Source organism: Mycobacterium neglectum, assembly GCF_002591975.1.
GTDB classification, from domain to species: Bacteria; Actinomycetota; Actinomycetes; order Mycobacteriales; family Mycobacteriaceae; genus Mycobacterium; species Mycobacterium neglectum.
Window position 1 is genome coordinate 12,174 of sequence record NZ_NVQE01000018.1, and the last position, 13,310, is coordinate 25,483.

Here is a 13,310-nt window from a genome sequence, read left to right on the forward strand (position 1 = left end):
ATAAAAATCAGTCAAAACAGGTGTTTACGTGATGCCTAAAAGTGCTTAATCATGTACTGTTGTGAATCAGTCCGAGGAGGTAGGCCACTTGTGGCGCAGGAGAATCGAGAGCCCGTGAGCGATCAGGACTTTTTCAGCCAGTATCTGCAACCGACGGGTACGCCCGCCGGGGAGGACGCCGCGACACCAACATCGCCCGATGACATCGCGCGTGAGGATGGCGAGGCCCATACCAATTCGAGAATGCCTGTCCCGCAGGCCGACCCGCACGACGGCAGCGCAACGCCGCCGCCCCCGTCGTACACCACGGGCCCGGCGGCCGAAGGCGGATTCGACAGCGGCCAGGCACCGCCGAGCGCGTACCCCACACCGCCACCGGCCAGCACGCCCCCCTGGGCGGCCGAGGGCGGGTTCGACGGCGGCCAGGCACCGCCGAGCGCGTACCCCACACCGCCACCGGCCAGCACGCCCCCCTGGGCGGCCGAGGGCGGGTTCGACAGCGGACAGGCACCGCCGAGCGCGTACCCCACACCGCCACCGGCCAGCACGCCCCCCTGGGCGGCCGAGGGCGGGTTCGACAGCGGACAGGCACCGCCGAGCGCGTACCCCACACCGCCACCGGCCAGCACGCCCCCCTGGGCGGCCGAGGGCGGGTTCGACGGCGGCCAGGCACCGCCGAGCGCGTACCCCACACCGCCACCGATGGGCGAGCCGCCTACGGCAGGGCGCCCGGGCGGGGAGTCGACTCCTCGGCACGCACAGCCACCAGCAGGTGGTGACGGGCCCGTCGGCGACCCCGACGGGTACTACGCCGCTCAGTCCGGGTATGCAGCGCCGGCACCACGGCGCGCGCCGGTCCCGCCACCCCCACCGCGACAGTACGATCCACGCGGCCCGGTGCCGCGTCCCGATCCGGTCGAACGGCGCGACTGGCAGTCCGGGCCGGCGGCTGCCTACCCGGCTGCGTCGCCGCAACCACAGCAGCAGCCAGCGCCACCGCCCCCACGCCCGCCTGAGCCTGGACCCATCGGGTGGCCCGCGCAGCGGCACGAATCGGTGGGAGCAATGCAGTCTCAGGTCCGCGAGGCGGATTTCGTCACTCCCTACAAGCAGGTTCCCGAACGTGGGTGGCGGCGCAGGGTGTACAAGACGACGCGGATCAATTTGGGCCTCAGTCCCGCCGAGCGTGAGTGGAATGACTTGCGGCGGCGTTTGACGGTGAATCTGCGTGGCACCTACACGATTGCGGTGTTGCAGCAGAAAGGTGGAGTGTCCAAGACGACCACCGCTGTGGGAATCGGTGCGGCGCTGGCGCGTTACCGCGACGACAAAGTGGTCGCCATCGATGCCAACCCCGCCAGCGGCAACCTCGCTAAGCGGGTCAATGAGCCCAGCACCGGGACGTGGCGAGGGCTGTTGGCAGACGCGAATTTGCACTCCTACAGCGATTTTCGGCATTACCTGGGCAAGGATGGCTCGTCGGGTTTGGAGGTGCTGGCCGGCGATCCTGGGGACAAGGTGATCACCGGCAAGGAGTTGGTGATGACCTGGCAACGGTTGTCTCGGCAGTACCCGATCGCGTTGCTCGACTGTGGAAATCAGATGCGTGACGATGTGATTGCGGCTGTCCTGTCGATGGCTGACGCGGTGGTCGTTCCCACGACGACGCGCTATGACGGGGCCGAAGCTGCCCGCGAGACGCTGGATTGGCTTATGCAGCATGGTTACCCGCACCTGGTGCGCTCGGCGGTGATGGTGGTCAGCAATGTCAACAAGGTCACTCCCACCAAGGCGGTGCGCAACCTTCATGAGGGGTTTGAGCGTGCCGTGCGGGCAGTTCATGACATTCCCTACGATCCGCACCTCAGCGATGCCACTGCGATCAGCTTCGATCGGCTGGCACCGCAAACCCAACGGGCGTTCATCGAGACGGCGGCCTCCCTGGTGGACGGGTTCGCGGGGGCGGCTGACAAAGATCCGGGGTATCGGCCGCAGTGGCCGACGCCGGGCGACGACGACGGGCAGGGGCGGCGATGACATCGACAGACGTTGCGGTGACCGAGAACCACCCGGCTGGGACGGTTGCCGCTGAGCGTGTGCGCTTGGCTGAGCAGGTGCGTGTGGCGGTGCTCTTTGAGGGCCGCCAGCACGATCTGACCCTGCCTGCGAGTTCGCCGGTCGCGGCCGTTGCTGACTCATTGGTGCGGGTCCTGCTGACTCGCGAGGGCAGCGACGACGGGATGCGCAAGCCCGACGACGATCGCATGATCAGCCCTGGCGTGGTGCGGATGACGCTGATCAGTGGACAACCCTTGGACCGCACGCAGAGCCTGACACAGCAGGGCGTGCGCGATGGCGAGCTGCTGGTGCTCGACGTCATCGACGCCGAGGTGGAGTTCACCCCAATTTTCGAGTCGCCGTCCTCGGCGGTGGCGGTGCTCAATCAGCAGCAGTATTCGGTGGTGACCGCTGAGACCGCCCGTCGGGTGGCCGGAGTGGTCGCAGCGGCGGCGGTGGCCGCGGTCACCGCGCTGTTGGGGTTGGCCTGGTGGCGCAATCTGGAAAGCGGCCAGGATTGGAACCTGATTCCGGGCTTAGCGACAGCGGGCCTGGCATTGGTGTTGTTGGTGGTCGGGTCACTGGTGTGGTGGCGGGCCAGGGATTCGGTGACTGCGACGGCGATGTGGCTCTCGGGGGTGCTGATCGCCTGCCCGGCAGCGGCGGTGATGGTGACACCGGGTTATCCGGGGTCGTGGCATCTGATGTTGGCGGCGGTGGTCACAGCGGCCATGGCGGCGGCGTTGTGGCGGTTGAGCCCTGCTCCACGGACGGTGGTATCGGCTACGGTGCTCATCGGCACGGCGGTGGCGGTACTGGCACTGATCTACGCGGTGACCGGGGTTTCGCTGCAGAACCTGTCGGTGGCGTTGCTTGCGATCAACTTGTTCGTGCTGACCGGTGCACCGAAGATCGCGGCACGGATGGCCGGTATCCCGATACCCCCGTTTCCGACCGTTACCGGCAAGGACACGTTCTCCGATGCCGATGCGATTGCCGCGGAGGCATTGGTCGCCGCTGAGCATCAGGGAACGCCGACCGTCGAGCAGCTTCGGCGCTCGGCCGAGGCCGCGAACATCTATCTGACCGCACTGTTGGTGACGGTCGGGGTGTTCTTCGTGGGCGGCTCGGTCTGGGCGGTGATCCCCGGCCAGGGCCGCTGGTGGCTGGCCACGGTGTACATCGGCGTGTTGGTTGCCATCCTGGTGATGCGGGGGCGTGCGTTCGCCAGCCGGGAGCAATCGATCATCGTCGTGGCGACCGGGTTGCTGATGGTGCTCATTACCGCGGCCAACTACGCGCTCGCGGGTGAGGGCACTTTGAGTGTCTACGTCGCGGCCGCGGTGGTGTTCGGTTTCGGTGTGGCCGGATTGGTCGCCGCGGCGGTTGTCCCGGCCAAGGTGTTCTCGCCGGTCTTCCGCAAGGTCATCGAATGGGCCGAGTACCTGCTGATCGTCATGATTCCGCCCATGACGATCTGGCTGCTTAACCTCATTTACCTGGCGAGGAACATGTGATGAGAGGCCAACGTGCGGGGGCGCTGGCTGCCGTGGCCATGATCGGGGCGGCGTGGCCGCTGGTCGGTGCACCTTCGGCGGCCGCTATCACACCGCCGGTCGTTGATCCGCTGGCGGTGCCCGACGGCACCCCGGGACCCGACGAGCCGATGGAGCAAAAGTTTGACTGCATCGCCACTGGGCTGATTGCCGGTACTGACCCGGCGGCGGTCCCAGGATCGCAAGCGTTTATGAACCTGCCCCGGCTGTGGGAGTCCGCCGGCCGGGGAGCAGGAGTGTCGGTGGCGCTGATCGACACCGGGGTATGGCCGAACTCTCGGCTGCCCAAGCTGCGCGGTGGTGGCGATTTCGTGATGGCTGGCGGGGATGGGTTGCAGGACTGCGACTCTCATGGCACGACCGTCGCAGCGATTATCGCCGGAAGTGCCGCCGAAGGTGACGGGTTGGTCGGCGTGGCGCCGGAGGCCGAGTTGATATCCATCCGGCAGTCCTCGCAGATGTTCAAGCCGGTGGCGCCGTCGGCAACCTCGGAGGAGGACCGCCGCGCCGGCACAGTGAGTAGCTTGGCGCGGGCCGTAGTCGCCGCGGCCGACAGCGGAGCCCGCGTGATCAACATGTCGATCGTGTCCTGCATCCCGGTGCTTAAACCCGTCGACCAGACCACGCTCGGGGCAGCGCTGCGGTACGCGGCGGTGGAAAAGGACGCAGTGGTGGTCGCCGCATCGGGCAACACCGCCAATCCAGGATGTGCGCAGAATCCCAATGTGGACGCCACCAGTGTCGAAGACCCACGCAATTGGGGCTCGGTCGTGACCATCAGCACCCCGTCCTGGTTCTCTAATTACGTCCTGTCGGTCAGCGCCACCAACAACGAGGGGCAGCCCGCCGTTGATGACCAGGGCACCGACATCAGTTTGGGTGGGCCCTGGGTGGGAGTGGGGGCACCTGGGCTGTTCGTGGAAGGCGTCAACCAGGAAGGCAACCTGATCGACGGTACCCACGATTCGCAGACCAACTCGCTTAAACCGATGAGCGGCACCAGCTTCTCGGCGGCCTACGTCTCGGGGTTGGCGGCTCTGATCCGAGCGAAGTATCCCGATCTGCCCGCCCACCAGGTGATCAACCGGATCAAACAGACCGCGCACTCGCCGGCCGCAGTCGTGGACAACCGAATCGGCTACGGCGTGATCGACCCGGTGGCGGCGTTGAACTACGACGTTCCACCGATCCCGACGCCGAGGGAAAACTTGTCGCGTCCCTTCGGCCCGCAGCCAGCTCCAGCTGAACCCGACCGCCGCCCGATGGTCATGGCGTTGGTCGGTACCGCGACGTTGGCGGTACTACTGGGTGCGGTGCTGGCAGTCGGCGCTATGTCGAAATCGCGACGAGGCTGAAAGGGCCGTTCCAATGGTGATGTTAGAGGAACATATTCCCGGCCCGAAAGCCGGTTTGAACGAACAGATCCGGCGGTGGCGCTTGGACTTGCGGTTGTCTTTGGTGATCATTGCCGAGGTCATCGCGTTGACTGTCTTGGTCGCCATCACGCCGGTGGCCTGGTGGGCAGCGGTGCTGATCGCGGTGGCGGCCCTGCTGCTGGTCACGCTCAGCTATAACGGCGCCACGGCGTGGGGATGGATTATCCGCGCCGTACGCTATGCCTACTTCCGCCGTAGCGCGAAGGCCCACCTGCGACGTGCCGGCATTCCTCCTGCATTCACCGTGGATATGCCAGGGGCTGGCGCGGTCGGGATGCGTTGGGATGGCCAGTACGCGGTGACCATGATTGCGTTGCACGGCAAGGCATTCGCGCCGACGGTGCTGGTACCTGCTGGCGCAGAGACGACCAATCTGATTCCCCTGCAAGGAGTTATCGACCAGCTCCATCAGTTCGCCGGACTGGAGCTGCATTCGGCCGATGTGGTGTCAGCGGGGGCCCGAGTGGCCCATGACGGGCGTTACACCCCGAAATACGAAGAGATTATCGCTGACCGCGCTGCCGTCGGGGAGCGACGCACCTGGCTGGTGCTGCGACTGCGCCCGCAAGCATGCCTGGCAGCGATGGTGTATCGCGGCGATGCGGCCGCCGCCGCAGCAGCGGCCACCGAGCGGGTCCGCCAGTCGGTGCTTCGAGCGGGCTGCCGGGCGATCACGTGCACGGCCGATCAGATGAACCAGGCCACCGCGACGCTGCTGGCCGGTGCAGAGCTTAACCGGATTCGGGAGGGCTGGAGCTACCTGGACACGGTGTCTGAATACGTGACGACATATCGGATCGCGGGCAAGGATCTCAGCACGCGGGTGCTCAACGACGTGTGGACGGTGCGCTCTGATGCCACGGTCACCTCGATTCGCCTGACCGCCAACCGGGCTGGAGTGGTCGCAGCCGGGGCAGTCGTGCGGTTTCACACCCCGGCACCGATCACTCATCCGCCCCTGCTGACGCTGCGACCGGTCATCGGGCAATGCTTCGACTCGCTGCTGGCAAGCTTGCCACTCGGCGATCGGGCGCTGCGCCTTGAGATTTCACCGCGCCGGCTGCTCGACCCGGCCGAGCTGAAAGTGCCGGCCGGGCCCAGCGGGCCCATGCTGGGAATGACGGTGACGGGCGTTCCGTTCCTGATGCCACTCACCGATCCGCTGCGCGCCAGCAAGATTTCGCTATGTGCGGCGCTGGACACCGTGATTCCGCTGCTGTTGCGGGCCAGTGCCGCAGGGTCGGTCATCCTGATCCATACCGACCGGCCGCAGGTGTGGCAACCCTTGTGCGACAACACCCATCGCATCAGCATCGCCAGCGATCGCGAGCCCGTGCGCTCTCCGAACATCATTGTCGCTGACGGGATCGGACACGGCGTCACGGCCGGCGAGCGTGGGCATACCCTGATCACGCTGAGCGACGTCGCCGAACCGGATGCAGATGTGACGCTGATCCAGCATTCCGGCGATGAGCTCGTGCTCAGCACCCCAAGTGTGCAAGGAGTCCGACTGAGCATCATGCGGCCCCGCAATGAGGCACAGTTCCTATCCCATCTGGTGGTGCAGGCGTGATCAGCCAGCGTTCCTTGGATGCCCTGCGTGCGGCGATGAAGGTAGTGGGGACTGCGCCTGAGCGCGCGGCCCAAGTATTCGTACTGGCCACTCAGGATGATCCCGCGCTGGCAGACGGATGGTTAGGCCGATACGCGACCGGGGAGCGGACGCTGACGGTGCTGTCCAAGCTCTACGAGCACGCTGACCGGCTGGGCGAAGGGTTGAGCCGGCTGCAACTGACCCCTGCCAGGATGGGTGCGTTCTTCGACATTGAGTACGCGCGCATCCCGATCGTTGATCAGACCACCGCCCAGCTTGCCTACGCGGCCGCGCTGCTCACTACGAATCAGTTTCAACAGGCCAGTGACGTACTCGACCGATTACCGGCTGATCACCCCGAAACCGGGTATGTGCGAGCGTGTCTGGCGACGAAGACACAGCGCTGGCCCGACGTGTTGGCCGCGGTGGGAGTATGTACCCAAAACCCCAGGGATGTATATCTGGTTCGGGCGGCGAGTCTGCTGGAGGCCTGGGCGGCGGCCAGTCTTGGCTTGATCCAGCCGGCGTTGCAGGCGGCGCAGCGCGTTATCGACGGGAAGTCGACGCCTACGGAAGGGTTGGCTGCGCGGGGGGCTGGCGTTAACGATCCGCTGACACGCGATGCCCTGTTCTGTCAGGCCTTGGTACTTCGCCATCAAGGTGAGGACGAGGAATCCGAGGCGGTGTTGACCGGAATCCGTGTGCAGTGGCCGGATTTCGAGCGTGCTCAGGTCGCACTCAATGATCGAACGTTCGGGTTGGACATCACCGACCCGGAGACGATCGCCACTCGAACCGACAAGTGGGATCCGGCCACCGGCACCAGCCGCGCCGCCCGCGACCAAGCTGACCGCGACGCCACCCGTCAAGAAGTGCTCGCCCGCGCGGAGGAACGGCTGGCGGCGTTCATCGGTCTAGAGGGGCCCAAGGAACAGATCGCGGTGTGGCGCACGGAAATAGAGATTGATCTTCTTCTTGCAGAGCAAGGGGAGGATGTCGGCACCGCCAATGAGAACCATATGGTCTTTGAAGGTCCACCGGGCACAGCGAAAACAAGTTATGCGCGGATTGTCGCCGAAATCCTGTTCGGGCTGGGGAAAATCGATCGTCCTAAGCCACTGGAAGTGACCGAGGAAGACATCGTGGTCGGCTACGTATCGAAGACCGCTGAGAAGATGCGCGACATTTGCGAAGAAGCGCTGGGCGGGGTTCTGTTCCTCGATGAGGCCTACCGGCTCGCGCCTGTAACGGAGGGGCATTCTTTCGGCAAGGACGCCATCAACACATTGCTCAAATACATGGAGGACTACCGCGACCAGCTCGTGGTCATCGTGGCGGGGTACCCGGTTGAGATGCGCCGGTTCATGGCAACCAATCCCGGCCTCGCGGGCAGGTTCCACTTCACGTTGACCTTCGACAGTTACAACGCTGACGAGATCGTCGCTATCGGCCGGTCAATCGCGGATCAGGAAAAGGTGACCGTTGCCGAGAGTGCGTGGGAGTTATTGCGGCAAGAAACGGATCGTCTTCGCGCCATTCCCGCCAAGGCGGGCACCGCTCTCGACGCCGCGGGCAACGGTCGCTACGCCCGCAAGGTGGTGTTGGCGTGCAAGCGGGAACGTGCCCGCCGGATGCACACGCTGGGCTCTGCGGGGTTGAGAGAACTGGCCACCTCCGATCGCGCCGCGTTCGACGTCACCGACGACGACATGGCCCGTGCACTGGCCTCAGCTCTGACGACCGAAGGAGCCAATGACGTACCTGGCCAACGGGTGAACTCGTGATGCGCTGCTGCGCCCCAACCACCGCGCTCGTTCGCGGTGTGAGGTATCGGTAGGGGCGGGTACCGGCGACGGCCGCTACTTGAGGTGTGAGGATGACGGCGCGAACAACGTGGAAGCGGTTGGCGACGATTTTCGCCGCGGGGCTTAGCGACAAGATCTGCACGGATCACGTTGAACTTCGGGATGATTGCCCCTATTTCCGCGACACCGCCGCACTGCGGCTCTACGAGGCCAAGTCACCCGGGCAGTCCGGTTGCTCCTGGCAAGAAGTCGTGACGAAGCTCGCCGCCCGGTTCCAGCATTTCGAGGAGTGCACGGCTCACGACCGGAAGGGCATAGACCCGCAGACCTGTCCGTTCTGCGATGACGAGGCCCGTTGGCGGCGGTACGTAGACTTCTGCGGTCGACAGGGCGTGCGCCCGGTCATGCTCGACGGGGGCAGTAGCAGTGTCGATCTACGACGTCCGTCGTCGCCAATCCACAGGTAGGCCCGCCCGGGAACTCGTGATGTCCGCTGCCGGGCTGGCGCGCAGACCACCTTGCGCAATTGTGCGCGTAATGTGTTCGTGTTGACTACTTATGACTAATTGTGTCACTGTATGGTCATGTCGTTGGGTGAAGCGGTCGGATCTCTGTCCGGCATGGATGCGGCGGTGGATTTGGCGCACCGCCTGCTCAAGCTCGGCAAGGGCGGCTTGGGCAAGGTTTCTGAGGCCACCATCTGGGAGGTGCGCGCGGTCGACCCGCTGGCAGTGATCCTCTTCGCTGCGGGCCCGCAGGGCTGCGGCGAGGGGGAGCCGTGGGTACGTGCTGCGGTCGACAACGCTGATTCCGAGGACACCGTGCGGCCCGGGTGGGCGCGTGCGGCACTGCTGTGCGCGACCCGCCACCCGCTGATGGCGAGTTCGGTGGCACGCCTGACCGGGCTCGATGGGCGCCAGCGAGACTGCCTGGTGTTGGCGCTGCGTACGGCGCTGGACGAGTTCCCCAATGCGATGGCCGAGTCGGCTCGCGGCTAAGCGAAAGGCCAAACGCTATGTACGTCAAGCCATCCACTCCGTATTGCGGCTTCGGTCGTCGTGCCGGTGGCAATGAGATGTTTGTGCCTAGCAGTGCAGCGCATGTGCTGGTCTCGGCCCCGACCGAGACGGGTAAAAGTCGGCGGCTCTTAGCGCCCGCGGCCACGCTGTGGGGCGGGCCGGCGGTGGTCGTATCGTCCAAGGACGACCTCATGCAGTACGTGATGGAGCGAAGGTGGGGACCCAAGGCGCTGCTGGACTTGCGTCCGCTGAATTCGCCTGTCTATCCCGACGGGGTGGTCGCCAATACCTACGATCCGACCGTCAGCATCCACAGTCCGTACGAAGCGTTGACCGTGGCCGAGACGATCATGCAGATGTCGACGGTCGGTTTGGGCTCCGGTGCGGACCAGGTGTCCGATGGCGGGGTGTGGGAGTCCCAGGCGGCTGGGCCGCTGGCCGCGTTCCTCTACGCAGCCTCCCCGGAGGGTAATTCCAAGGGGATGTCCTGGGTGCTTACTGCGGTCGACAATATCGACCCGGAGAACAGCACCGAGCCGGGGTGGGTGCAGGCCGCAGCGCTGTGCTACGAGTACCCGACGCTGGCAATGGGCATGGCCCGGATCATGGAAATGGATCCGCGCCAACGGGACTCGGTGGCCATCACCATGCGCAAGGCGATCACGCCGTGGCTGCGCACCTCGCTGCTCAACCGTGAGGGCTTCGAGCCGTTCACCCCTGATTTTCTCGATGATCCCCTGGCAACCCTGTTCATTCTGGCGCCGGCCGATGGCACTGTGGCCGGTTCAGCGGTGACCCTGCTGGACTCTCTGGTGCGGCGGTGGCGCGAGAAAACCTCAGCCAGGGAGCCTATGCACCGCCTGCTGATGGTTATTGACGAATTGCCCAATACCGCACCCATTCCCAACCTCCGGCGCATCGTGGGAGAAGGCCGCGGCCTCGGTATCAACCTGATGGTCGCGGTACAGGCATCCTCTCAGCTCGATACGGTCTACGGGTCGGTGTACGCCAATGAGTTGCGCGATATCTTCCCGGCCTCGATCATCATGTTCGGTGCGCGCGAAGAAGAGCTCCTCACCGCCGCCGAGCACTGGTCTGGGCTGACCAACCGTCGGCCGCAAGGCTTCAGCCAGAACGACGGCGGGAAGAACCTGAACAACGATCTGGGTGCGACGCTGCGCTGGCAGGAGCTTCTGCCGCCTACGCGCGAGCATGCGCGCCTGTTGATTCGTGGTGGGGTGGGTACCTGCGTCGAGATACCGGACTGGTCAGTCTTTTTGGAGCTCTACGATCAGACCAGCCAAGCGATCCTCGCCAGAGCGCGAGGCCAAGGTACCGATCCTGGCACCGTCGGACCGGGCAAGCTTCGCCGTATGGTGCGGCGCATGTGGGCGGATCGTGACAATGCGCGCTGATCCTGAGCTTGCACGGCGGATAAATCTGCTCTTTGACGTGATTCACAAGCGTGCAGAGCCCCCTCTGACCACGGCCGCAGCTGCAGCCGCGATCACGGCGCGAGGTGGTGTGCCGGTCAGTGCCGTGGGCCTGGAGGCGTTGCGATCAGGGGTGAGCGGCGATACCAGCCGCGCAGAGCTCAGTGCGGCCGCCGAGTTCTTCGGTGTACCGGCAATTTATCTCACCGAGACAGGATCGCGTACCGGCATCGACGCACAGCTTCACCTTCTGCGCATAATGCGTGATGCTGGCGGCCTCAATGAGATCCGGGCCATGCACGTGTGCAACCCGCCTGAGCGTCGCTGATGCTCACGGCCAGTATTAACGGGGGAAGTCCATCATCGGGGCTTCGGTCGTGCCGCGTCGAACATCGCTTCATCAAGCGACTTTCGCGTGCGTTTCCTATCTGCGGGGTTCGCCGACGGGTCGTCGTTGTTCGGCAACGGGACACCACCATCGCGCTTCATGGCAATAGCACTCGTCGCAGTGTCGCGGCACGAGCGTCGGGAGCGTGCTCGTGACGGCAGTCGGTTGGGTCATCGGTGTTGGTGCAGTGGTGTTCGTCGTATGGGAGATCGTCCGCCGATTTCGCGCAGCTGCCGCGCACCTGCAGCACTGCATTGAGACCTTCGAGCCGACCTCGCCTGCCGGCGGGCAGACGTTGACTCCGCTGACCAGTCCGCGAGCGCGCACCTGTGCGGACGACACCGTGGAACCTGCGGATCAGTGGCCCTCGGTGTAGTCGCAACATGTTCGCTGCCTGGCATGGAAGCTCAATTCGGTTTACGGAGAAGGGAATCGGGGGATCGTGGGTATAGGGGTTGAGGCGCAAACATCGGAGCCCTCGCATGTCCAAGGTCGGTCAGGCGATGACGGCAGTTTTGCTGTGGGGCTCAACCGGTTGTTCGCCAGCATCTATCCGCCTGACCGTGGTCGGTTGACCAGCCAGGAGCTGATTCAGTGGATTGAGCGTGGCGGGATGCGCTTGTCGGCACCGTACCTGTCGCAACTGCGGACGGGCCAGCGTACGCAGCCGTCACGTGAGGTGATCGAGATGATCGCCGAATTCTTCGGTATCCGTGCCGATTACTTCACCGATTCGGGCTATCGGCAGGCTCTCAATGCTGAACTCGATTGGCTTGATCTCGCCCGCAACCCCGATGTCCGTCGACTGACCAGCCTGTTGCTCGAACTTGACGCCGACAGCCGCGAACAGTTCCTCGCGGCTTCCGGGGTGTAGCTGCGCGGTGGGCATCACAGGTGTGAGCGGCGGTGCCCGAGGCTCAGTAGCTTGATCCGATGGTGCTACTGGGTGTGAATGCTTGTTCGGCAAAGGTTTTGATGCCTACTCCTACTGCGGCCAGCGTCCACACGATACCGGCGGCGTTGAGGATGAGGCCGACAACGATGAGCTTGCCTGAACGAGGCATGGGGCGCACCGCACCGGCACCCAGTGGGGTGCGGTCGATGGGGTCTGCTGGCTCGATGGTGCGAAACGGCGATGGGGCGGTCATGTCGTCCGGGAGAAGCGGCAGGGTCAGGGTCACCGTCGGGGCAGTCGGGGCGAGGGGCCACCAGTCGGTCGACCCGTCTATTGCTAACCAGCCGTTGAGGATTCCGTAGATTCCGGCGGTCAGGGCTGCCGCGGGGAGCTGTGCGAGCAGCCAGGGCGCCAGGACGGTGTTCGTCAAGGTGTCTGCGGGTCGGTACAGCAGCACCAGGAGGGCACCCAGGGCGACGGCTGACCACAGGAAGGCGGGGATGGGGTAGGAGCGCAGTCGGCCGGGGATCAGCGCCTCGCTGCGGTGGTAGATGAGCTTGCCCAGCGGCCAGCCGATGGGGGCCAAGATGGCGGCCGCGATGACGATGCTGACTTCCAGGACACCCTCGACGGTTTTGACGCCGCGGGTCAGCAGCGGATGGCTGGGGTGGTCGTTGTACGGGCTGGGCCTGGCGCCGGCCACGTCACGGGTTCGGCGGCGGATTTTGCGATTGAGCAGCTCGGCGCGGCGGATCTGCATCGAAAAGATGCCCGCGTGCTCGGCAATCCACTCACGGCGGAGCTCGTCGTACCGGTCAACACTCGAAGTGAACACCATTTGTTTACGTGTTGCCTTCCACTGCGTATTCTGTCAGCATGATGATCATGACGGACAGCGTAGCGATGGGCAGTGCGATGGTCTACCCCATCGCCGCGCTTCTCGTCGCAATCGTTGCGATTGGCCTTCTGACCTTGCTGTTTGTGGTGTTGATGGTGCTTCTGGTGCGCCGTATCTGCCGCCGGGACGATCCGGCCGGCGCAGCACCACGGACTGACTCATCGGTAAACACCGGCGCTATGGGCGGCTACACGCCCGTAGGGGGCTCTCCGCTATGGCCAGCCGCGC

12 protein-coding genes are annotated in these 13,310 nt (G+C 65.0%); 11 read left to right on the forward strand and 1 reads right to left on the reverse strand.

What is annotated here, in order from left to right; translation table 11 throughout:
• Positions 1 to 114 precede the first annotated feature (114 nt).
• The 11 genes from CSQ99_RS31380 to CSQ99_RS15690 all read left to right on the forward strand — a co-directional run bounded on the left by CSQ99_RS31380 (position 115) and on the right by CSQ99_RS15690 (position 12,163).
• The gene (locus CSQ99_RS31380; protein ID WP_245908931.1) at positions 115 to 2,037 is read left to right on the forward strand and encodes a MinD/ParA family ATP-binding protein; all 1,923 of its coding nucleotides are present in this window, start codon (positions 115 to 117) and stop codon (positions 2,035 to 2,037) included.
• Positions 2,034 to 3,575: a type VII secretion integral membrane protein EccD gene (gene eccD, locus CSQ99_RS15645; RefSeq protein WP_099040022.1), complete on the forward strand. Its 1,542-nt coding sequence runs from the start codon at positions 2,034 to 2,036 to the stop codon at positions 3,573 to 3,575. Before CSQ99_RS31380 ends, eccD begins: the two co-directional genes overlap by 4 nt.
• Positions 3,575 to 4,969, forward strand: a complete 1,395-nt coding sequence (gene mycP / locus CSQ99_RS15650) for a type VII secretion-associated serine protease mycosin (protein WP_099039963.1) — start codon at positions 3,575 to 3,577, stop codon at positions 4,967 to 4,969. The genes eccD and mycP overlap by 1 nt, the downstream gene beginning before the upstream one ends.
• 13 nt (positions 4,970 to 4,982) lie before the next feature.
• The gene (eccE, locus tag CSQ99_RS15655) at positions 4,983 to 6,623 is read left to right on the forward strand and encodes a type VII secretion protein EccE (protein ID WP_099039964.1); all 1,641 of its coding nucleotides are present in this window, start codon (positions 4,983 to 4,985) and stop codon (positions 6,621 to 6,623) included.
• Positions 6,624 to 6,658: 35 nt separating this feature from the next.
• Positions 6,659 to 8,428 (forward strand): AAA family ATPase, encoded by a 1,770-nt coding sequence (locus CSQ99_RS15660; protein ID WP_099040023.1) that lies wholly within the window; start codon positions 6,659 to 6,661, stop codon positions 8,426 to 8,428.
• A 92-nt stretch (positions 8,429 to 8,520) separates the two neighbouring features.
• Positions 8,521 to 8,916, forward strand: a complete 396-nt coding sequence (locus CSQ99_RS15665; protein WP_141562679.1) for a hypothetical protein — start codon at positions 8,521 to 8,523, stop codon at positions 8,914 to 8,916.
• 117 nt (positions 8,917 to 9,033) lie between these two features.
• On the forward strand, positions 9,034 to 9,447 hold the full coding sequence (locus tag CSQ99_RS15670; protein WP_099040024.1) for a type IV secretion system protein VirD4: 414 nt from the start codon (positions 9,034 to 9,036) through the stop codon (positions 9,445 to 9,447).
• A 17-nt stretch (positions 9,448 to 9,464) separates the two neighbouring features.
• The gene (locus CSQ99_RS15675) at positions 9,465 to 10,883 is read left to right on the forward strand and encodes a type IV secretory system conjugative DNA transfer family protein (RefSeq protein WP_099039966.1); all 1,419 of its coding nucleotides are present in this window, start codon (positions 9,465 to 9,467) and stop codon (positions 10,881 to 10,883) included.
• Positions 10,873 to 11,229 carry a hypothetical protein gene (locus CSQ99_RS15680; protein ID WP_099039967.1) on the forward strand — a complete coding sequence of 119 codons (357 nt, stop codon included), beginning with the start codon at positions 10,873 to 10,875 and terminating at the stop codon, positions 11,227 to 11,229. The genes CSQ99_RS15675 and CSQ99_RS15680 overlap by 11 nt, the downstream gene beginning before the upstream one ends.
• A gap of 211 nt (positions 11,230 to 11,440) precedes the next feature.
• Positions 11,441 to 11,665: a hypothetical protein gene (locus tag CSQ99_RS15685; RefSeq protein ID WP_141562681.1), complete on the forward strand. Its 225-nt coding sequence runs from the start codon at positions 11,441 to 11,443 to the stop codon at positions 11,663 to 11,665.
• A gap of 195 nt (positions 11,666 to 11,860) precedes the next feature.
• Positions 11,861 to 12,163 carry a transcriptional regulator gene (locus CSQ99_RS15690; RefSeq protein ID WP_141562682.1) on the forward strand — a complete coding sequence of 101 codons (303 nt, stop codon included), beginning with the start codon at positions 11,861 to 11,863 and terminating at the stop codon, positions 12,161 to 12,163.
• Between the two features lie 43 nt (positions 12,164 to 12,206).
• On the opposite strand, the gene CSQ99_RS15695 is transcribed toward CSQ99_RS15690, so the two are convergent.
• The gene (locus tag CSQ99_RS15695; protein WP_099039970.1) at positions 12,207 to 13,022 is read right to left on the reverse strand and encodes a hypothetical protein; all 816 of its coding nucleotides are present in this window, start codon (positions 13,020 to 13,022) and stop codon (positions 12,207 to 12,209) included.
• Between the last annotated feature and the right edge of the window lie 288 nt (positions 13,023 to 13,310).

What these genes read in the sequence shown, in the direction of transcription:
- eccD (WP_099040022.1), top strand. Translation starts at nt 2,034, where the DNA reads ATGACATCGACAGACGTTGCGGTGACCGAGAACCACCCGGCTGGGACG.
- mycP (WP_099039963.1), top strand. Translation starts at nt 3,575, where the DNA reads ATGAGAGGCCAACGTGCGGGGGCGCTGGCTGCCGTGGCCATGATCGGG.
- eccE (WP_099039964.1), top strand. Translation starts at nt 4,983, where the DNA reads ATGGTGATGTTAGAGGAACATATTCCCGGCCCGAAAGCCGGTTTGAAC.
- CSQ99_RS15660 (WP_099040023.1), top strand. Translation starts at nt 6,659, where the DNA reads ATGAAGGTAGTGGGGACTGCGCCTGAGCGCGCGGCCCAAGTATTCGTA.
- CSQ99_RS15665 (WP_141562679.1), top strand. Translation starts at nt 8,521, where the DNA reads ATGACGGCGCGAACAACGTGGAAGCGGTTGGCGACGATTTTCGCCGCG.
- CSQ99_RS15670 (WP_099040024.1), top strand. Translation starts at nt 9,034, where the DNA reads ATGTCGTTGGGTGAAGCGGTCGGATCTCTGTCCGGCATGGATGCGGCG.
- CSQ99_RS15675 (WP_099039966.1), top strand. Translation starts at nt 9,465, where the DNA reads ATGTACGTCAAGCCATCCACTCCGTATTGCGGCTTCGGTCGTCGTGCC.
- CSQ99_RS15680 (WP_099039967.1), top strand. Translation starts at nt 10,873, where the DNA reads ATGCGCGCTGATCCTGAGCTTGCACGGCGGATAAATCTGCTCTTTGAC.
- CSQ99_RS15695 (WP_099039970.1), bottom strand. Translation starts at nt 13,022, where the DNA reads ATGGTGTTCACTTCGAGTGTTGACCGGTACGACGAGCTCCGCCGTGAG.